Annotated in this window: 13 protein-coding genes and 2 pseudogenes (1 of these 15 cut by a window edge); 8 read left to right on the top strand and 7 right to left on the bottom strand. The window is 64.0% G+C overall.

Annotated features, from left to right (window positions below):
- Window positions 1-1,414: 1,414 nt before the first annotated feature.
- From NI18_RS06705 to NI18_RS06690, 3 genes are all read left to right on the top strand, one after another.
- Window positions 1,415-2,113, top strand: a complete 699-nt coding sequence (locus tag NI18_RS06705; protein ID WP_037528946.1) for a hypothetical protein — start codon at window positions 1,415-1,417, stop codon at window positions 2,111-2,113.
- Window positions 2,114-3,680: 1,567 nt separating this feature from the next.
- Window positions 3,681-6,161 (top strand): PAS domain S-box protein, encoded by a 2,481-nt coding sequence (locus NI18_RS06695; protein ID WP_084215072.1) that lies wholly within the window; start codon window positions 3,681-3,683, stop codon window positions 6,159-6,161.
- 312 nt (window positions 6,162-6,473) lie between these two features.
- Window positions 6,474-8,438 carry a TonB-dependent receptor gene (locus tag NI18_RS06690; protein WP_037528940.1) on the top strand — a complete coding sequence of 655 codons (1,965 nt, stop codon included), beginning with the start codon at window positions 6,474-6,476 and terminating at the stop codon, window positions 8,436-8,438.
- On the opposite strand, the gene NI18_RS27870 is transcribed toward NI18_RS06690, so the two are convergent.
- Both NI18_RS27870 and NI18_RS27865 read right to left on the bottom strand, forming a co-directional pair.
- Window positions 8,435-8,740: a hypothetical protein gene (locus NI18_RS27870; protein WP_347574811.1), complete on the bottom strand. Its 306-nt coding sequence runs from the start codon at window positions 8,738-8,740 to the stop codon at window positions 8,435-8,437. The genes NI18_RS06690 and NI18_RS27870 overlap by 4 nt on opposite strands.
- A gap of 14 nt (window positions 8,741-8,754) precedes the next feature.
- Window positions 8,755-9,027 (bottom strand): hypothetical protein, encoded by a 273-nt coding sequence (locus NI18_RS27865; protein ID WP_347574810.1) that lies wholly within the window; start codon window positions 9,025-9,027, stop codon window positions 8,755-8,757.
- 67 nt (window positions 9,028-9,094) lie between these two features.
- On the opposite strand from NI18_RS27865, the gene NI18_RS06680 reads away from it, so the two are divergent.
- Complete coding sequence (locus NI18_RS06680; protein ID WP_037528938.1) at window positions 9,095-9,526, top strand: helix-turn-helix domain-containing protein; 432 nt, start codon at window positions 9,095-9,097, stop codon at window positions 9,524-9,526.
- A 32-nt stretch (window positions 9,527-9,558) separates the two neighbouring features.
- On the top strand, window positions 9,559-10,056 hold the full coding sequence (locus NI18_RS23090) for a phosphotransferase (RefSeq protein ID WP_198526951.1): 498 nt from the start codon (window positions 9,559-9,561) through the stop codon (window positions 10,054-10,056).
- Here the strand turns inward: NI18_RS23090 and NI18_RS22145 are convergent.
- From NI18_RS22145 to NI18_RS06655, 5 genes and pseudogenes are all read right to left on the bottom strand, one after another.
- A complete protein-coding gene (locus NI18_RS22145) occupies window positions 10,033-10,884 on the bottom strand; it encodes a TonB-dependent receptor (protein ID WP_052149038.1) in 852 nt (283 codons plus the stop codon). The two genes, NI18_RS23090 and NI18_RS22145, sit on opposite strands and share 24 nt — an antisense overlap.
- The gene (locus NI18_RS25000; protein WP_052149037.1) at window positions 10,881-11,951 is read right to left on the bottom strand and encodes a hypothetical protein; all 1,071 of its coding nucleotides are present in this window, start codon (window positions 11,949-11,951) and stop codon (window positions 10,881-10,883) included. The genes NI18_RS22145 and NI18_RS25000 overlap by 4 nt, the downstream gene beginning before the upstream one ends.
- Window positions 11,952-12,300: 349 nt before the next feature.
- Window positions 12,301-13,386, bottom strand: coding sequence for a DNA polymerase IV (dinB, locus tag NI18_RS06665; RefSeq protein WP_037528933.1), 1,086 nt, complete (start codon window positions 13,384-13,386; stop codon window positions 12,301-12,303).
- Between the two features lie 119 nt (window positions 13,387-13,505).
- Window positions 13,506-14,288 carry a phospholipase D-like domain-containing protein gene (locus tag NI18_RS06660; protein ID WP_052149036.1) on the bottom strand — a complete coding sequence of 261 codons (783 nt, stop codon included), beginning with the start codon at window positions 14,286-14,288 and terminating at the stop codon, window positions 13,506-13,508.
- Window positions 14,289-14,327: 39 nt separating this feature from the next.
- Window positions 14,328-15,260: pseudogene (locus tag NI18_RS06655) on the bottom strand (IS5 family transposase).
- Window positions 15,261-15,358: 98 nt separating this feature from the next.
- Between NI18_RS06655 and NI18_RS06650 the strand changes: the two are divergent.
- The 3 genes and pseudogenes from NI18_RS06650 to NI18_RS23085 all read left to right on the top strand — a co-directional run.
- Window positions 15,359-18,577 carry a TonB-dependent receptor gene (locus NI18_RS06650; RefSeq protein ID WP_037528932.1) on the top strand — a complete coding sequence of 1,073 codons (3,219 nt, stop codon included), beginning with the start codon at window positions 15,359-15,361 and terminating at the stop codon, window positions 18,575-18,577.
- A gap of 137 nt (window positions 18,578-18,714) precedes the next feature.
- Window positions 18,715-19,653 carry a glycoside hydrolase family 95 protein gene (locus tag NI18_RS06645; RefSeq protein WP_037528930.1) on the top strand — a complete coding sequence of 313 codons (939 nt, stop codon included), beginning with the start codon at window positions 18,715-18,717 and terminating at the stop codon, window positions 19,651-19,653.
- 192 nt (window positions 19,654-19,845) lie between these two features.
- Window positions 19,846-21,033, top strand: a pseudogene (locus tag NI18_RS23085) (IS3 family transposase) (it continues 17 nt past the right edge of the window).

The following is a 21,033-nucleotide window of genomic DNA, read 5'->3' as shown; positions in this document are numbered from 1 at the left end:
ATCAAGCGTTGTCAGGCATTCGGTTGCGATCAGGGCCTGATCTGGTGTGATTGCGCCGCGGAGATGCATTGGCAGCACTGATGCGAGTATGAGGGAGCCGCTGACCGTGGGGTCGGCGGCTCCAATGTCGGACCCGCGAATCTGCCGCGCCCGGGGCTCCGATCGCCAATAGACCGACCAGTCGACATGCACCCACGCCTAGCCGTCGCTCCGACGTATTCCCGGCCCATCGATGAGATTCGCGACACGACATTCGGATCGACTCGTTCGGATGTTTGCCGCTGAGCCTGCGAAACCTGCTGACAATGAAAGGGATGCCGAGTGCGCGATCGAGCACTGCCACCCGATCGTCACGGTCCCCCAAGGGACATCATGTGCCACCTGTTCGAAGCGATCCGGCTTTGCACCTTCCGCATGTATTCGTCCGGCCGGAGCGTCGTCCGGGCTCTGTGCCGACGGGTATTGCAGTACAGACAGGCGGCAACGATGTTCGCCTTCCCGTCGTCGCCCCCATCACGCTTCGGCGTCAGATGTTCGGCAGTGGCCTGAAGTCGACACGCCAGCGCTGGAGACAAGGCATGCGTCTTCGCGAAAGCGGCTGGATCTGTTCGCCACATAGGCTGCCGGCAATAATAGCAGCGTCCATTCTGATCGCGAAAGGACGCATCGCGGATCTTCTTTATATCGGGCATTGTTCACCTGCATTGGGTCCAATGCGGTGCGCAGCGGCTTGCGCCTACCGGGAAGAGCTTCTGCTCGCGCCTAAAGCGACTTCGTCGCTTCCTCCGTCCTCAGGTCCGGAGCTGAGCTTACCGACCTTTCGCCGCAATACGCGTAGCGGGTCCAGGGACGCAAGATGGCGGGCATCCGACTCCGGGACGTACGAGACGGATAATGTAACCGCCAGAAGACTGACAGCACGAGGGGGGTGACCGGCAGGAGCCTGCGGCGGTGACGGCGCGCGGCGGGAGTGCCGGTGGACGACGAACTTCCTACGGCCGGTGACAGATCGAGCGGGTAACCCAGGATGTGTCCTGACGACCTCGCTCGATGTGCCACTACTCTCGCCGGACCGAGATTGGACCTCGACTCCGATTGCGGTTCGAGATTTGAAGGTGATCGCAAGGCTGCCCCAGGATGGCAGTCGGCGCAGAGCAGCATCCGGGATGCCTTGCCTGCTTTCGACGCCAGGAGAGCTTTCGGCAGGTATTCGAACGACAGCCTGGGACATGCGGAGCGCGCTTTAATCCTCTGGCAGGCTTCATGGTGCACTGACTGCCACCCAGGGCGGTCGCCGGCGGATGCTGGCGCGCAGGACAGACGGGAGGACTACTTGGATACGAAAGCTGAGGTAAGAGAACGCGTGAGGGAGGTGAGGAGCAAGCGGCCGGTTGGATGCTTGGGGGCAGATCGCATGCTCGAGCAGGCAGTCGGTCACTACGGTAGCGGCCTCGTCGCGAAAACCGATCTCAAGGACGTAGTTCGACGGCTGGAAGCCGAAATCCGGGCGGAACTACCTGATATTTCCATCAGGCGGTCGCCGCCGACGGTGGCAGGCCGGCCGAACGCCGTCGGCCTGATGATCTTCGAGCCCCGTGTCCTGGAGATGGACGGGAAGCCCACGACCGTCGCGACGCACTCGGTACTCGTCCTGCGGTCCGCATCGATCACGATGTTCAATTCGGTACAGCCAGGGGGCGTGGGTCGCCATCTGTTCGAGCGGGTAGTGCAGAGGAAAGGGCACCTGGCCTCCCTTGCCGAGGCGCAACTGGCCGCGGGCCGGATCTGGCCGACGCTCATGTGGATGCGCAATCGACGACTGATGGCCGGCAGGGGCTCCATTCCGCTGGTGCTCGCGACCCCCTGGGCATCCGGCCTCATTTTCGGCGCTCTGCAGAAGTTCGACGACTTCGCACCCGGGACGAGCGGCCCGCAGATGGTGACCGTCGACTCGCACGGTACCCGGAGTGAGCAGCTGCACGACTTTTTTCGCCAACGAGAAGGGCGATCGGCTCTGGGTACGCAGCAACACCTTTGTGGGACGGCACGATCTCCACCCCGAGCAGCTCAGGCTCCGGGATACGCTGGAGAGGTACCTTCGAGAATACGCTGACGTCGTCGCATATCATGAAGCGAAATGGCAGATCGCCTGTGGGATCGACCGGCAGGAAATACACGAGGTCGGTCGTCTCTTCCGGCTTCCCCGGCCGGATCACGATCGTATCGCCACGGGCTTGGACGCCTTGGAGCGCATCATAGATTCCGATGACTATATGGCGCAGGCCGAGAACACTGCCCGAAGCCAGTCAGGCCGAGCGGGTCGTGCCGCTGAAGCTGTCTCCACCTAGGCAACGGCAGCGCGGCACGATGGAGTAACGGGTTCGGTGCAACGCCCCAGGTGACGATTTGATCGCGTTCCGAACCGTCGAGACGTCATTCCGTTGGCACTGAAGCCCGGCCGCTGTGACGAATGTCAGCGCGGATGCGCGGATGCGATAGAGCGGAACCGTTGTTCCGTCGTTGCATGCTCTCGGTCTACGCGCGTCCCGAAGCCAGCCATTTGAGTTAGCCGTGCCATTACCGTTTTCCCATGTCTGGCGGAAAATCCTGAAAAAAAGGATTGGAAACAGATTGTGATGAGTTTGCTCTCACATCGGTTATATTATGACCGTCAGGCCGCGACTTTTCCACTCACCTTCGAGTGGGAAAAGCTCGTACCATCGACAACTTCCGGTCGCGTCGTCACATAAGGTATTGCGAAAGATAAAAGATGGAGCTGAAGATGCATGAGAATGCCCGCGAGCGATATCTGCCGGTCGCGATGTTTCCCGCGATCATGCCCGTTATAATGTTACCGGGGATGAAGCTGATCTTTTCGCCGTATCTATATTACGGGATCTGGGGCCTCTCGCTCGGCTTGGCAATCGCGGGTGTTACCTGGATGGCAAAGGGTGCGTCGCGCCTAACCGCGAAATACGCTCGGTCTTAGAGCTTCGGTCCAGTCCCGTAATTCGACCCTTGGGAGGGTAGGGACGCGCTAATGGTGGTTCGCGGACGTATGCGCTGATCCAGGTGGGTAGCTCGCGTTCTGATGCGCGGACTGGAGAAGGTCCGTGCCGAGTAAAGTCTGACGGCACTCGTCTACGACCTCAGAGAGGCACCTCCCTCATCGGAGTGCCGGGGATGGTCCGGGCGGTGCCGGCGTGATCCGAGCTACAAAATCCACATTGCGACAGCCTCTCGCACACCGCGATCGCATAAACGCCAAGATGCCGACCTTGCTGCCATTTGTCGGCTCGGCACTCATCCAGGTTAATATCAAACGAGTTTTCGAACCATTTGTATCCCAGCCGAGATCGCGCGGCATTCTCGCGAGCAGCTCCTTTTGGGAAACGTCGCAACAAGACCGCCCTCCTGACGCAACCATTCGAAAGTCCGATCGAAGCAGGTATGCCGTTGTGTCGATCTGTAAGACATTGCTATCGAACGGTTATGGCCGAACGCAGAACCCCTACGGTGTCGATCACACCACAACAGCACGCCTTCATCGCAGACCGTACAGCATCGGGCCGTTTTGCCAGTGCCAGTGAAGTCGTCCGTGCGAGGTTGCGGTCGCTCGAGCGGGACGAGGTTTCAAGCCGTCCCCTGAACACCATTTCAGACCATACGAAGCAATCCTGATGTCACAGAACATGGTCGATAATGCCGGCAACGGCTCCGGGAGCGCTCGCCATCATGGGGAGATCGCCAGCTTGATCCGGTCGATGGACTGGAGCCGCCATCCGCTCGGCTCTCCCAGCTCCTGGCCCGTTCAGTTGCGGGTAATGGTCAACACAATGTTGAGTTCTCCCCAGCCGATGTTCCTGGCCTGGGGGCCTGACCTCTTCTCGTTCTACAACGACGCGTATGCCGAGTTTCTCGGTCCTCGCTGGACCTATGGCACCGGCATGCGCTTCCCGGAGCTGTGGTCGGACGTCTGGAATGACATCGAACCCATCGTGGCCAATGCTCTCGCAGGTGACGGCAGCCTCCACCACGATCTGCCGTTGACCGTGACCCGTCACGGCACCCCCGAACCAACCTGGTGGACCTTTTCCTATTCGCCCGTGCGCGATGAGAACGACAAGATCGTCGGCATGTTCTGCGTCACCAACGAGACTACCAAACAGGTGCAGGGGCAGGCTGCCGCCGATGCGCGTGAAAACCGCAACCGCCAGATTCTCGATAGTGCGACCGACTACGCCGTTGTCGCCACCGATCTCGACGGGCGCATAACTCGCTGGAACGAGGGCGCACGGCGAACGCTGGGATGGACCGAAGAGGAGATGCTCGGCGAACAGGTCGACCGTTTCTTCACGCCCGAAGACGTTGCCGGCGGGCGGCCGCAGATCGAGATGCAGCTGGCGATCGAAACGGGCAGTGGCACCGACGAGCGCTGGCACCAGCGCAAGGGCGGCGAGCGCTTCTGGGCTAATGGCGAGGTGACGCCGCTCAAGGGTGAAGACGGCAACACGATCGGGTTCGTGAAGGTTCTACGCGACCGGACCGAGCAGCGGTTGTCGGACGAAGCTCTGCGGCATAGCCAGGCCGACCTGGCGACCGCGCTCGAAGACCTTCGGTTCGCACACGCCTCGCTTGAAGTCGATGCAGCCGAGGCGACGGCCGAGCGGGATCATCTATGGGATACCTCACCTGATCTGCTGATGGTAACCAGCCCGGATGGCGTCATCCAGGCTGCCAATCCGGCTTGGGCAGACATCCTCGGCTGGAACTCGGCCGAAGTCGAAAACATGCCCATTACCGATCTGGTGCATCCCGACGACCTCGGTGCATTGCCGGCATTGCTCGCCAATCTGGCGCTTGGTCCGATCTCGGCAGTGGAGAACCGCTACCGTCACAAGGACGGCAGCTACCGCTGGATATCCTGGGTAGCAGCTCCTGCCGAAGAAGCGATCTACGCGACCGGGAGGCATATCACTGCCGAGAAGGAAGCGCAGCAGAGCCTGCGCCTTACCGAGGAAGCGCTCCGGCAGTCCCAGAAGGTCGAGGCGGTCGGTCAGCTCACCGGCGGGGTCGCACACGACTTCAACAATCTCCTGACGGTGATCCGTGGATCGGTCGACCTGCTGCGCCGCCCAGGCGTGTCCGAGGAGAAGCGCCTGCGCTATATCGATGCGATCGCCGATACGGCTGACCGCGCGGCGAAACTTACCGGTCAACTCCTCGCCTTCGCCCGCCGACAGGCGTTGACGCCCGAAATCTTCGATGCGGCGCAGAACGTCGTCGCGTTGCGTGACATGATGGGAACGATCACCGGCTCGCGTATCGAGGTGGCGATCGATGCGGGCCATGTGCCACACCCGATCAACGCCGATCGCAGCCAGTTCGATACCGCGATCGTCAACATGGCCGTCAACGCCCGGGATGCGATGAAGAGCGAAGGGCGGCTGTCGATCAGGGTCGGAAGAGTTTCGGGCATGCCGGCGGTACGGTCGCATTCCTTCATACCCGGCGACTTCGTTGCCGTGGCACTGACGGACACCGGCTCGGGCATCGCAGCGGACAAGATCGATCGTATTTTCGAGCCCTTCTTCACGACAAAGGGTGTCGGCGAAGGCACTGGCCTTGGCCTTAGCCAGGTGTTCGGCTTCGCCAAGCAGTCGGGCGGCGACATCATCGTCGAAAGCCGCGAAGGCGAAGGAGCGACCTTTACGCTGTATCTGCCGCTCGCGGTCATGCCCGACAAACCGGAGGTGGGTGCGGACGCCTCCGACCTGCCGATGATCGGCGAAGGTGCCTGCGTACTTGTTGTCGAAGACAATGCTGAAGTAGGCACCTTCGCTACGCAGGCTCTATCCCAACTTGGATACAAGACCCGTCTAGCCGTCGATGCTGCCAGTGCACTCGCCGTACTGGCCAAAGGGTGCGACGGCTTCGATGTCGTCTTCTCCGACGTTGTCATGCCTGGCATGTCGGGTATCGAACTGGGCCAGGAGATCCGCCGGCTTTATCCCCGGCTTCCGGTGATCCTGACCAGCGGCTACAGTACCGTCCTTGCCCAGAATGGCGCCCATGGTTTCGAGCTTTTGCACAAGCCCTACGCCGTGGATAAACTTGCCCGGACACTGCGCAAGGTATCGGATTGGCGTCGCCGTTCCTGAACCAAAGACGATTTCCGGCCGGTCCCAGACGTTCTCGTTCTGCCGATAGTAATTCTCGACCGATGCCGGCAACAGCAGCGCCTGATCGCCCGCGTGCCCCGCGAAATACGCCATGTCACTGTCATATGCCGGTCTGCAGCCCGGCAGCATCGCCGACGCGACTCGCGCATGATCTTCCTCCTGCGAATTAGCGGACGGGCTTGACCCTGTAGTAGCTACAGCCCCTACAGAACCTCCCTCGCGAGGTGTGATGACCGCGCTGCGCATGTCGGGGGTAGTGGTTTGCGATACGGGACGGGCAACTGGGGTTCGATGGTGTCGCCGTTCGTGTTTGTCGCCCTTGCCTTGATTCCGAGCGGTGCCGTGGGGCAGAACCGACCCGCTACACCGGCGCAGGCGACAGCCACCGAGGGGGCGGACGAGGGTGAGGATATCGTCGTGCAGGCGACCCGCACCGGCCGCCGAGTGCAGGACGAGCCGATCCGCGTCGAAGTGCTGGACCGGGAGGAGATCGAGGAGAAGATCCTCATGCAGCCTGGCAATATTGCCATGCTGGTCAGCGAGACACCCGGCATTCGCGTTCAGGTCACGTCGCCGGCGCTGGGGGCGGCGAACGTCCGGGTGCAGGGCCTGAAGGGTCGTTACACGCAAATCCTCGCCGACGGCCTGCCGCTCTACGGTGGCCAAACACCCTCGATCGGCCTTCTCCAGATACCGCCGACCGATCTGGGTCAGGTCGAGATCATAAAGGGCGCGGCGTCGGCACTCTACGGACCGTCCGCATTGGGCGGCGTCATCAACCTCGTGTCGCGGCGTCCATCACCGGCGCAGCAGGGCGAGCTGCTATTGAACACGACCAGTCGTGGCGGACAGGACGTAAGCGCCTACAATTCCGGCCTGCTGACAGATGCGATCAGCTACTCGCTGACAGGCGGGTTCAACCGGCAGGACGCGCAGGACATAGACGGAGATAGCTGGGCGAACATCCCCGGCTATCAACGATTGACGTTCCGGCCGCGGCTGTTCTGGGAAGGCGCGAGCGGTAACAAGGTCTATGCGACCGTGGGCGCACTCGCTGAGCAGCGCCGCGGTGGCACGTTGCCGGGGCGCGTCCTGCCGGATGGCTCGCCCTTCTCCCAAGACCAGCGCAGCCGGCGGCTGGACGCGGGCCTTAACGCGCAGGCACTGATCGAAGGCGTCGGCACGCTCTACCTGAGAGCTTCCGGCGTCACGCAAGGGCACCGCCATGTCTTCGGCGATCTTGTAGAGAACGACCGCCATCGCACCGTGCTGACCGAAGTCTCGCTTGGGGGCGGCACAGGCGGCACGACCTGGCTCGCGGGCGCGGCCTATCAGGTGGATAGCTACCGCTCGCGAACCTTTCCGGCCTTCGACTACACCTACCGGGTGCCAGCGCTGTTCACGCAGGCCGAGCAGAAGCTGTCGCCCGACCTGACGCTGGCGGGCAGCGCTCGCCTGGACGATCACAGCGAGTATGGCGCGCGCGTCAGTCCACGCTTGTCGATGCTGTTCAGGCTGGGACCGTGGACTGTGCACGCCTCGCTTGGGCGCGGCTTCTATGCGCCCACGCCGTTCATCGAGGAGGTGGAGGCGGCGGGCCTGTCGCGGATCCAACCGCTGCGGGGCCTTCGCGCCGAGACGGCCGACTCCGCCTCGATCGACTTCGGCTACGCTCGCGGGCCGATCGAGGCGAGCCTGACGCTGTTCGGATCGAACATCGACCACGCCACGCAGTTCCGCGACGTCAGCGCGACCCGCGCCGCGCTGGTCAACGCCGATGGCGAAACCCGTACCCGCGGTGCCGAGCTGCTGCTGCGCTATCATCTGGACGCGATCACCTTCACGGGCAGCTACGTCCGCACCGTCGCGCGCGAGCCTGATCCGGCTGGCGTCGGTCGCCGCCTCATGCCGCTCACCCCGCGCAACACCGCCGGACTGACGGCAGTTTGGGAAAAGCACGGGCGCGGCCGGACTGGACTGGAAGCCTATTACACCGGCCGCCAGAAGCTGGAGGACAACCCATATCGCACCGGCAGCCGCCCCTACGTCGAATTGGGTGCGATGGGCGAACTGGTGCTGGGCAAGGTCAGCCTGTTCATCAACGCCGAGAACCTGCTGAACTTCCGGCAGACTCGTTTCGACCCACTGCTGCTGCCCCGGCGCGCACCGGACGGGGCATGGACGGTTGATGCCTGGGGGCCGCTCGACGGCCGCACCATTAACGGCGGTGTCCGCTTCCGGTTCGGCGCGGATTAAGCCAGCTCGACACGCGCCTTGCGAATGTTCAGCCAGCCCCCGACCACGCCGAGGCCGACGAGGATCGCGGCAACCGCGATAACCAGCCCGCCGGTGCCGGCGCCGACCACGCCGAACGCCGCGGCTATCACGGCAATGTTGCCGATCGCGTCGTTGCGCGAGCATATCCACACCGAGTGCCGGTACGCTTCTCCTCCCCGGTGCCGCCAGAGCAGCGCGGCGCAGACGGAGTTCGCCATCAGCGGCGCGACGCCGACGATCCCCGCCGTCTCCGCGCCCGGCAGCGTGTCCGTCGCCGCCATCCAGGGGGTACAGCCTATCGCCCAGGGGCCGAGTAGAAGGCGCCCTTCGCCAGCGCGACACGGGCACGCCAGCGCAGCGCCATTCCCGTCACGCCCTGGCTGATAGCATAGTTCGCGATGTCGCCCAGGACGTCGAGCGCATCCGCCTTGAGCGAGGCGGAGTGCGCCGCCACGACGGCAACGATCTCGACGCCGAACATGCCTGCGGCGGTGGCAAGCGCGCCCCACAGCACGCTCCGCCACGCCCCATCGTCAACCTCCGTGTCCGCCGCGGCGCAACCTGCCATGTTGTCACCTCGCAATCATCAGCGCGACGATCCATGTAGCGGCTGTAGCAACTACAGGGTCAAGGGCATGGCGCTGACGATCGGCGATCTGGGCAAGGCGACGAACACCAAGGTAGAGACGGTGCGCTATTACGAGCGCATTGGCCTGCTGCCAGCGCCCGCTCGCAGCGCTGGCAACTATCGCACCTATGGCGCGGTCGAACTGGGGCGGCTGTCGTTCATCCGGCGCGCGCGCGATCTCGGCTTCTCGCTTGATCAGGTGCGTGCGCTGCTGGGTTTGTCGGACGACCGTACTTGCGACTGCGCCGGCATTGACCGCATCGCCAACGAGCATCTGCGCGAGGTGGATCGCAAGCTCGCCGATCTGGCCGCGCTTCGCCGAGAGCTGAAGGCGGTCATAGACTCCTGCGATGGCGGCACCGTCGCCGAGTGCCGAATCATCGAAGCGCTGGGACCATCCATCGACGGTCAGGTGCTTCCCAAATCACCGCGTTGTTGAGAGATTCCAAGGGAAAAGCCTCGGCGGTCTTTTTGGCCGTTCCCAGTCGGGACGCCGAAGATCCGAAACTTCCACTCGTGGACTACTGTAAGCCAACTCGATCGCCATACCGCCCTCCCCGCGCACGCGAATGCATCGACGCCGGTCTGGTCGAGGAGGAGCACGACTTCGACGACGAGCGCGAATGCTGGTCGGCGGAACAGGTGTGGGAAGCGATACAGCGCCTGTTCCCGATGCCGTCCGATCCCGTCATTGCGCATGGCGAATTCTCGCCCGGTAATATCCTGATGCTCGATGGCGAAGTGGTCGGCTGCATCGACGCCGGCAGGGTCGGTATCGCGGACCGCTACCAGTATCATGCCATACTGTGGCATTGCCTCGGGCGTTTGACGCATCGCTGCAAGACCGGCTCCTGCAACAACATGGCATCCTCGCCGCCGATGAACGCAAGCTCCAGTTTAACCTCATGCTGGCTGAGTTGTTCTGACAACCGCCGCCGTGTTGGGCTAATTCTCGAGGTCGGTCGCTAGCGAAAATCCGACATAGCGGCCTGAGTTGTAGGTCAGGCCTTCCGAGGGGTCGGCGATCCACCGATAGGTATTGAACAGGTTCGTCACCTGCACGCGGGCGATCACGTCGCGCCGCGCCAACTGTAGCCGGTGACGCGCACCCAAGGCGACGGTCGGGCGCGATGACAGGTGGACGGCGTTGGCCTGGTCGGCGAACGATCCGCCATGTCGCGTCACCTGAATGTCGAAGGACGATCCTCCCCAACCCTCCGGATGCACGTCGAGCGCCAGCATCATGCGGCTGCGACTGGTGCCGACAGGACGCGCGCCGATCGTGCCGTCGTCGACCAGCTCCCCGGTGACGCGGGGATCGAGCAGCACCGCGCCTGCGACCAGGCTGGCGAACGGCGTCAGGTCACCGCTCAACGACCCCTCTATGCCGCGATGACGGACTTCGCCGAGCCGGCGGTAGAAGTCTGAATTGTCGAGGTTGAAATAGGGCTTGCGGACATCGAACACGCCCATCGCCGCTTGCAGCTTGCCCAGTGAGGCGCGCACGCCGGCATCGACCTGCCGCGTTCGAAGCGCCGGTGGTGCGGCATTCCGGTTCACGGCAATATCCGGTGCGACCTCGCTTTCCTCCAGCCCTCGCGTCACCCCAGCATAGGCCGACAGACCCGACGACATTTCGAGCGAGGCCATCAGGTTGAACAGCCACGGCCGATCAAGCGACATGATGGCCTCGCGCCCGGGCGGGCGGACATGCTTGCGGTAATCGGTCTTCTGGACGCCGATGTTGAGGCTGCCGCGCCCCTTCCAGCGCCCCTCATAGGCAATGCCACCTGTCACCTGCCGAACGTCATCGGGCGTGCGCTCCACGAAGGCGAACGACGGCTCGGCGGTCGCGCGCGCGTTGCGATGCTGCGGCGGGACAGCTCGACTGCTTCCGCCTCGCCGTAGAGCCGGGCCTGATCGCGAGCGCGCACCGACGCATGGAAGCGATGCAGCCGCGGGCCTTCCGTGAAGGTGCGGGACACGCGCACCTCTCCCGACGTGGACGCATAGCGCGACGACGGGGACGCATAGACGGTTTCCGTACCGGTGCCCTTCTCGTCCACATCGAGCCACAAGGTTGTCCGATCGCGACTGACGGAGTAGATCGAGCGGAACAGACCGCCCGCCAGTGACCAGTCGCCCAATCTCGTGCGGGCGATCACGCCCGTGTTGCTGCCGCGACTGGTATTGGTCGCCCATTCCTGCCCGGTATAGCGGCGACGATCGCGCACCCGCGGCGGAACGAACGCCCCGCTGGTGAAGTAGGTCGGTACGGCCTCCTCGCTCCACGTCTTGTCCAGGCTCCAGAACGGGATGATTTCGGTGTCAGGCGCGGGACGCCACCTGAGGCTGATCCCACTGGAGAAGGACTTCGGCGTGCCCCCGAACCATTCGTTGTCCCGGTAGAGGCCGAACCCGCCGGCGGCCGACAAGGCGTCACCGGCGATCGGCGCGCGCACGTCGAACTCGACGCTGGCATCGCCAAATGTGCCGGCGTTCAGCCGCGGGCTGAGCACTAGAGCCCTGGGAGCATCGGGAAGGCGAAAGTCCGCGATTCCGGTCGGCGCTGGAAACGGATAGTCGATCGCCGTCAGGCCGACGCGGATGATCGAGCTATCGACGATGCGATAGCTGAGGTCCGCCTGCTGATCGATATACAGGCCCTCGAGGCGGACGTTGCCGGCATCGATCGGGGAAAAGCCGCGCACGTCTTCTTCGTCGTAAAGGCCCACGGACTCGTTGGCATAGCTTACGCCGAACGCATCCTCGGCCGCACGCGCGGCGTTCTGATCGGCGCGCTGCGCCACTGCCTCGCCCGCGAACCCGAAGGCCGCGAGCGCCATGAATGCCAACTTCCGCATAGTCGCCCCCGGCGCGTTCTTTACCGATCGGCAGGCGACTGACCAAGATCAAACCGGAGTGGCGTTCCTGCGGTCATGTTCTGGTGTCAAAGGGCAGACATCGAGGAAGGGAATGTCCAAATATCCACGGTGCTGCGTCGGCTGTCGCGCCGATGTCCTGATCCTCAGAAAGCCGCAGTGCGCGCCGTCTGCGTACCGCCTGGCCCGAGGGTGCCTGTCCAGTCGGGAAGCGAAAGGGCGTGAGACCTGTGGAATCGATGCGCTCGACCAGCATCCGCTCTTCGACTGCATCGATCAGTCCGAACGCGTGGAGAGCCCTGGCAGCACGGGCATGTCGAAAGGTCCTGCATCAGGCCGCCGCGTCCGGGAAGATCGGCAGATCACTTGGCGGAATGACCTTCTCGACGAAGTTCGACACCGTCACGCCGACGAGGCGAATGCCTTTTTGCGGTGGCAACACGGACCGGACGAGCTCGCGCGCGACCATGTGGAGGGCCTCCTGCGTCGCCACGGCTGTCGGCTGGCTCCGGCTGCGCGTGATCTGCTGGAAATCCCCGTACTTCACCTTCACCGTCACCGTCCTGCCGAACGCCTGCCGCGTCTCGCACCACCGCCAGACGTCGTTCGCCATGCGCATTACGCCGGCTTCGATCTCGCTCGGTTCGGTGAGATCGCGTCCGAAGGTCGTTTCCGATCCGGAGGATTTGCGGACCCGGTTCGGATTGACGGGACGGTCGTCCTCGCCGCGGGCGATCGCGTGGTACCATCCGGCCGAACTGCCGAAGTGACGCTGCAGGAATTCGCGAGACTTGGAACGCAGATCCGCTCCCGTCTCGATGCCGAGACCCCTCATCTTTTCCGCGGTCACCGGGCCCACGCCGTGGAACCGGCTGACCGGCAGCGTCTCCACCCACGCCGCGCCCATGCCGGGCATCACTGCGAACTGGCCATCGGGCTTGCGATGGTCCGATGCGAGCTTGGCGAGAAACTTGTTGTACGAGATGCCGGCCGAGGCAGTGAGCCCGGTCTCGGCCAGGATCGCGGCCCGGATCGCCTTCGCCGTCAGCCACGCCGTCTCGATGCCGAGCCGGTTGGTGGTCACGTCCAGGTAGGCCTCGTCAAGCGAGAGCGGTTGGATCAGGTCGGTGTATCGCGCGAAGACCTCATGGATCCGACGGGAGACGTCGCGATACACTTCGAATCGTGGGGCCACGAACACGAGGTCCGGACAGCGTCGCAGCGCCGTGACCGATGGCAACGCTGACCGGACGCCGAACCTCCGCGCCTCGTAGCTGGCGGCCGCGACCACTCCCCGCGCAGCGCCATGGCCGACCGCGACCGGGCGGCCGCGCAGCGACGGATCGTCGCGCTGCTCCACCGAGGCGAAGAAGGCGTCCATGTCGACGTGGATGATCTTGCGGACCGCGGCCACCATTCGGGCGGCATACAGGACCAGGAACGAAATGGGAACATACGTTCTCTGCTACTGGAGCCCGGATCGTTGGCTCCGCTCGGCATTCATGCTTGGACGCGGCGGCCGGCTCTGCCGCCCAGTCAGCGACTGAAGAGCTTGCGATCCTTGATCTTGCGTGGTTCCTCGTAGTCCTCGACCCACCACGGCGTCTCGCCTGGAAGCGCAGGCGGCCTGCGCAGCGTGAGCGGCCTCGCCGCCGTCTTCCGCTCCTTCAGGACCGCGCGCCACTGGTAGTGGTCGATCATGCGCAGCGCTTCGATCATGTAGCTTGCGGCGACGCGGCCGTCGCGTACCAGCACGAGGTTCTCGCCGTTGCTGCCGTCCGCCGCCTTCGACATGTTGTAGGAGCCGAGATAGACTCGTGCCTCGGGCGTATCGAAGTCGAGCACGATGAACTTGTGATGCATCCTAGTCCCGCCATTGCTCGCCGTCAGTGCCCTAGGCTCCTCGGAGAATGGCGGTGGTGCGTCGCGGTCGAGGGGGGCGACGTATGTCGGAGGAAGATTCGAGCTTCCGACCGCGACCTCGATGCCGGTACGCCGGTCGGCGATGCCCGCGACGAAGAGTTCCTCCCGATCGGCGCGCTCGACGAGCGCCTCGCGTATGGCCCCGGGCGTGATCGACAGGAAGGCGAGCGAGTACATCACGGACGAGGTAGCCGCGGCGACATCCTCGCCGATGCCCAGGAGGACGCTGTTCCTTGCCGAATGTGGCGAGAATGACACCCGGGCGTCGACGTCGGCGATACCGAGATCGCACCAGCCGGCGGACGCACTCTTCTTGAAGCCCTGCGGATCGTCCCAGTACTGGTCGAATGCCGCCCTGAAGACCTCGACAGGCCGCTCTCCGGGGCTTTGTTGCACAAAGATAATTAAGCACAAATATGGTTTTACTGACGAGATCTATGCAACGCGGATGGTGGTCGGTGTTCCTATTTGTGAAAATCGATTGAGAACTGCGGCACGGAGTTTGAGCTCGGTAATCTGACGATCAAAGGTGCGCGATGCGACGCGCTCGCCGAGCAGCTTGAAGCAGTGCATCTTCGTCTCGACCAGGCTGCGGCGATGGTAGCCGCTCCACTTCTTCCAGATTGTTCGACCGAGCCTTTTCATCGCGCGTAGCGTTTTCGTTGCGAGCATCGGCGCCGGCCGCCGGCTTCTTCCATGGCTGGCCGCCCCGGCGTACGGGAATGACCGCGTCTGCGCCCCGGGCTGCGATCGCGGCCCGACACTTTCTGGTGTCGTAGGCGCCATCACCCCCGACGATCGTAATCCGTTCGTCCGTCGGGATTTGCGCCAGCAGATCCGGCAGTGTCGCGGCGTCGCCAATCGCATTGGTTGTGACCTCGATGGCCCGGATCTCCAGGGTTTCGGCGTCGATCCCAAGGTGAACCTTACGCCACTGGCGACGGTAGGAAGCGCCGTGCTTGCGCGTCTTCCATTCGCCTTCGCCATCATCTTGATCCCGGTACTGTCGACCAGCAAATGCAGACCACCCGTACTGGCGCGACCATCAAGTGACACCGCCAATGTCTTCTGCCGACGGCATAGCGTCGTGTAATCCGGCACCGGCCAATCCAGCTTTGCCAGCTTCAGCAGGCTGGCAACCAGTCCCGTCACCTGCCGTAGCGGCAGTCCGAACACTATCTTCAGCGTCAGGCAAACCCTGATCGCGCTGTCCGAAAACCGCATCGGCCGACCTCGACGACCAATCGGGGCTGCCAGCCAATCCATGCCCGGGTCAAACCAGACCTCCAGCGACCCGCGGCGCTTCAGCGCTGCGTTATACTCGCTCCAGTTCGTCGTGCGGTACTTCGGCATGGTCGGTTTTGGCATCCATCCCACCTACGCTTCCTGACCCTCACAGGGAATCCCAACGCCCTTTGTGCAACAAAGCCATGTTAAGGGACCGACGAATTCTCGGCGTAAGCTGCGTGGCAATCGCGACGGTCATGGCGGTCTCTCCGGCACAGGCGCAGCGGGTGGTTCGCGTCGACATCAAGGCCCAGCCACTCGGCCCGGCGCTGCGGTTGCTCGGCCGCCAGATGCACGTGCAGATGGTGTTCGACGAAACCCTCCTCGCCGACCGCGTATCCCCGACGATCAGCGGATCGATGACGCCGGACGTGGCGATCGACCGGCTCTTGCAAGGCAGTGGTCTCGTCACGTCGCGAACGGGACAGGGCGTCTATGTGATCGCACGCCCCGCCGCGCTGACGCGCGTGGCGATGACGGGGTCTCAGTCACAGGTTTTGCCGCAACGCCCGGCGAACCAGCCCGACACGGAACAGGACGACACGACGGGTCCGACGCCGCCTGGTGGCGACATCGTCGTGACGGGCTCGCGCATCCGGTCGAAAAACCTCGTCGAAACCGCACCGGTGACCAGCGTCAGCCAGGCGGACATCAAGCTGCAGGCAGCCTTCAGTGTCCAGGAGGTGCTGAACCGCGTTCCGGCAATCAAGAACAACGACACCAATTTATCGAACGGCAACGGGCGCCAGCAGTTCGATTTCCACGGGCTCGGGACCAACCGGACGCTAACCCTGATCGACGGTCAGCGGATCGGTGTCACCGAGGGCATCGATGCGTCCGTCGTACCGGTCGGATTGATCGAGCGCGTCGATCTGCTGACCGGCGGCGCCTCTGCCGTCTATGGCTCGGACGCTATCGGCGGCGTGGTGAACTTCATCCTCCGCAAGGATTTCGAGGGCGTCAACGCGAACGTCAATTACGGCTTCTACAACGCCGACAACCGCGACAACATCGCGGCGCAGGCCGCGCGTGACGCAGGCTTCGCCGTGCCCAGCGGCATGGCTAATGATGGCGGCCGGTTCGACGCCAATATCAGCATGGGCGAAAATTTCGCCGGCGGTCGCGGCAACATCTCGCTGTTCGGGGCCTATAGCCAGGTCGAGCCTGTCCTTGCGTCGTCGCGGTCGTTTTCCGTCTGCCCGATCACCTTGTCGGGGCAGTCGGTCGTCTGCGCCTCACCATCCTCGGCAACGCCGGCTGGCTATTTCCAGGCGCTGTCCGGGCCGGCGCAGAATGGCTCCGTCCTCACGAACGCGGCGGGTGGCGATCGCGAGTTCGTCCCGTTCACGGGGGCCAACGGCTACAACTACAACGACAGCTTCTATTTCCAGCGCGAGAACAAGCGATACAACGGCGCCGTCTTCCTCAACTACGAGGTTTCCCCCGCGCTGCAGCTCTACGCAAACGGGCTCTATCTAAGGTCCGAGTCGCGGAGCCAGTCGGATCCGGCCACGATCCAGCCCGGCTCGATCCCCTATGACATCAACTGCGACAACCCGCTTCTATCGCAGCAGCAGGCAGGCGCGTTGTGCGGTACTGCCGCGGGGACGGCGACGAACGTCCGCACCGATGTCCGCTACCGTTTTACTGACGCGCAGTCGACGCTGTCTTCCAACGAGATCTATCGCGCGGTGGCGGGGTTTCGCGGCGATCTGGGCAGCGCATGGCATTACGACGTAGGCGGCGTCTATTCGACCACGCTCTACCGCCAGCAACAACTCGGCCGCATCGACCCCGCCAAGGTCGCCACCGCACTGCAGGTGGTCGACGTCAACGGCACGCCGACCTGCGCCGCAGTGGTCAGCGGATCCGACCCGAGCTGCGTCCCGCTCGACATTTTCTCGACCAACGGGCCCAGCGCCGCGGCCGTCGACTATCTGTCGTTCGCGCAGGGCGGCGGCGTGTTCCGCGAGCGGTATGAACAATGGGTGGGAAATGCCAACGTCACCGGCGACCTCGGCGAATATGGCATCAGAAGCCCGTTTTCGACCAAAGGCATCAACATCGCGGTTGGCGGGGAATATCGGTCGAGCGGCTATCGTTCCCGCCCCGACGCCGCCTATCAGGCTGCGTTCGGGTCGACGCCCTCGACATTGTCCAACAACGCGGTCGACCTCTACGGTGAGGTCAACGTGCCGCTGGTCAGCGATCGCCCCCTGATCCGCGACCTGAGTATCGGCGCCGCGATCCGTGGATCGAAATATTCCGGGGTCGAACGGGTGCGGTCGACGTACAAGATCGACGGCAGCTGGCGGCCGATCGAGGATCTGCTCTTCCGGGCGAGCTACAACAAGGCAACCCGCGCACCGAGCATCTACGAACTCTCGTCGAACGCCAACGCCAGTTACGGCGTGCTCGACACGAACACGCTGGGCGATCCGTGCGCAGGGACGAGCCCCGTTGCGAGCCGCGAGGTCTGCGCGAGCACCGGCGTGACCGCCGCCCAATATGGCGCGATCCAGCAATGTCCGGACTTCCTGTGCACTGTCCGCAACGGTTCCGAAGGTCTGGTGACGCCCGAAGTCGCCCACACCTACACCTACGGCCTCGTCCTGACGCCCCGCATGTTGCGCGGTTTTTCCGCGACCGCCGATTATTACAGCATCGAGATCCAGAACGGCATCGGCTATTACCGCGCGATCGACTTCCTGCAGACCTGCGCGAACACCGGCTATGATTTCTTCTGCGGACAGCTCAAGCGCAACGCTGACGGGACGCTGTTCAGCAACGCCGGAGCAGCAACGGGCTATATCAACCAGGGATACAGCAACCTTGGCCGAACGAATGCCCGCGGGTTCAACTTCTCTGCCAATTACGACACGCGGATGGGCAACTGGGCGCGGTTCTCCACCAGCTATGTCGCGACGCTGCAGACCGCCAAGGGCGGTGATCTCGGCCTCCCCGACACCGACTTCAACGTGGTCGGGCTGTTCGGGCCCTATGCCGGGCAGGGCTATCGCCGGTATCAGCACAATTTCCGGTTTACGCTCAGCTCGCCCGAAGCTGCGCAGACTCAGGCGCTGGTCTCGGTCAACTGGAGGCATAATTCGGGGCTGAAGAACTCGCGCCTTGATGGAAATCCGATCTTCGGCGAGGACGATCCGAGCGTGCCGGACGCATATAAGTATCTGCCCGCCTATGACGTGTTCGACCTGAGCGGGAGCGTCACCGTATCGCGGGCGCTGACGCTGAGACTGGTCGTCAACAACGTGCTCAACCGGGCGGCGCCAGTTCGTCCCAGCCCCCCGCTCGAGGCGGCGGAGCGCGTCAACACCTCGCCTTCGGTCTATGATGCGCTCGGCCGGTCTATCAACATCGGGGCGACCCTGGATTTCTAGGGCCGTAGCCAGGCATGGCGGCGCCACCGGACGCGTCGCCATGCGGGAAGGGAAAGCATGACGGGTCAACCACCGGGCGTCGCGACGCATTCGCCAGCGTGTCACGTCGCCGCGTGATGGCAGCAGGGACCGGTTCCATGTTCGCCGGGCTCTTCACGGGCCTGGGCGCCGTCGAAGCCAGCGCCCCCGGCGCGGACGAGCGCCACCGGATTGCGGCGACCGAGCCCGCGAGCGAGTGGCTGCTCGGGCACCCCGTGGGTAACGGCCGGCTCGCCGCGATGATGGGCGGCGGGGTTGTGCGCGACATGCTATCGCTCAATCACGATACATTGTGGAGCGGCCAGCCCGACGTCAGCCCCGGGCATGTGGGCGGCGATAGAGACCATGCCGATCCTCGAAACCGGGCTGCGCTCGCTGCGGTGCGCCGCGCCGTGTTCGCCGATGATCCGATCAGTGCCGACCAACTGAGCCATGCTCTCCAGGGGCCGTTCAGTGCGAGCTATGCACCGATGGCGGATCTCCACCTCGAGATGGACCATCGCGAAGCCCCGCAGGACTATCGCCGGACGCTCAACCTCGATCGCGCGGTTGCATCCGTCACGTATAGCTCTGGCGGGACAGGCTTCGGCCGCGACCTGTTCGCCTCGCACCCCGATGGCGTGATCGTGCTGCGCCTTACCGCGGATCGACGCGGCATGATCAATTGCCGCCTCATGCTGACGAGCAAGCTGCGCGCGACGGCGACGGCTACCGCACAATCAGGCAGCAACCAGATCACCCTGCTCGGCAAGGCACCCACGCAGAGCGAGCCCGATTACCGCGATGTCCCCGACCCCATTCGATATTCGGATAGCCCTGGTCGGGGCATGGCGTTCGCGACGATCCTGTCGGTCGAAACCGATGGCGGCGCAATCACCGCGTCGGAGGGCGCGCTGCACATCTGCGGCGCCACAACCGCGATCGTCCGCATCGCCGCCGCCACAGGGTTTCGCCGCTTCGACCTCGCGCCCGACACCCCCCGTCGCCGCGGTCCGCGCTTCGGCCGAACGCGACCTCGCGGCTGCCAGACGTCATGACTATACGACACTAAGGCGTGTGGACATTTTAGGGGGGTTCACTTTTGGGGGGCGGGGTGCGATTCAAGGCTGACGAAGGGAGCGTCATCTTGGATCGACATGGATTGAGCGACGAGCAGTGGGAACGGGGTCCGCTGAGGTGGCCCCCTAAATACCCTGACAGGTCCCCGCTCTTAGATAAGAGTGAGGCACATGACTGACGGTACGACTAGGCGTTACAATGATGGCGAGGTCCTCTCCGGTGTTCAGCGCCGGAGGCGGTGGACACCGGAGGAAAAGGTCCGGATCGTCGAGGAGACATATCTGCCCGGGATGAGCGTGTCGCTCGTCGCCCGCCGGCACGGCATTGGTGGGAATCAGATCTTCACCTGGCGGCGCCTGATGGCGCAAGGTGCGCTGACCGCCGCGGCAGCTGGCGAGGAAGTGGTGCCGGCGTCCGACTACCGTGCGCTCGAGGCGCAGGTGCGCGAACTACACCGGCTGCTCGGCAAGAAGGCCATGGAGAACGAGCTGCTCCGCGAGGCCGTGTCCCGGGCCGCAGGCCCAAAAAAACTGCTGTTGCGCTCGACCTCGTTGCCGCGGGATGGACGGTGAGCGCGGTCGCAGAGGCGGTCGGAATTGCTCGCCCGCACCTGTCCGCAATGCGCCATCGCCCGTCGCCCCGACCACGCGGACGACCGCCGCTGCCGGATGCCGAGCTGGTCGCCGACATCAGCGCGCTCGTCGCCGATCTGCCAACCTATGGCTATCGCCGCGTTCATGCTCTGCTACGCCGGCAGGCCGAAAAGACCGGGCGCGAAGCGCCCAATCCAAAACGCGTCTACCGCGTCATGAAGGTGCACGGGCTGCTGCTACAGCGGGACGGCGAACGCCGCGAGGAACGGCGTCACGATGGCCGGGTCGCCGTCGACCTGCGCAACACCCGCTGGTGCTCCGACGGGTTGGAGATCACCTGCGACAATGGCGAAAAGGTGCGTGTCGCCTTCGCGCTCGACTGTTGCGACCGCGAGGCGATGGGCCACGTGGCGACGACGGGCGGCATCACCGCCGAGGACGTCCAGGACCTGATGGTCGCCACGGTCGAGCATCGCTACGGACAGGTGAACCGAGTGCCCGAGCCCATCGAGTGGCTTACCGATAACGGCAGCTGTTACACCGCTCGCAACACACGTGCGTTTGCCCGGGGCATTGGGCTGATACCGCGCACGACCCCAGTCAGCAGTCCTCAATCGAACGGCATGGCTGAGGCGTTCGTCCGCACCCTGAAACGCGATTATGTCCGTGTGAACCCCAGGCCGAATGCGCAGAGTGTCATCGACCAACTGCCTGGCTGGTTCGCACACTATAACGAGGTGCATCCGCACCGCGCTTTGCGCTATC

The sequence above is a fragment of the Sphingomonas sp. Ant20 genome (assembly GCF_000783375.1).
In the GTDB taxonomy this organism is placed as follows: domain Bacteria; phylum Pseudomonadota; class Alphaproteobacteria; order Sphingomonadales; family Sphingomonadaceae; genus Sphingomonas; species Sphingomonas aerolata.
Note: the sequence above shows the minus strand (reverse complement) of the source record. Positions and strands in the feature narration are given on the sequence as shown.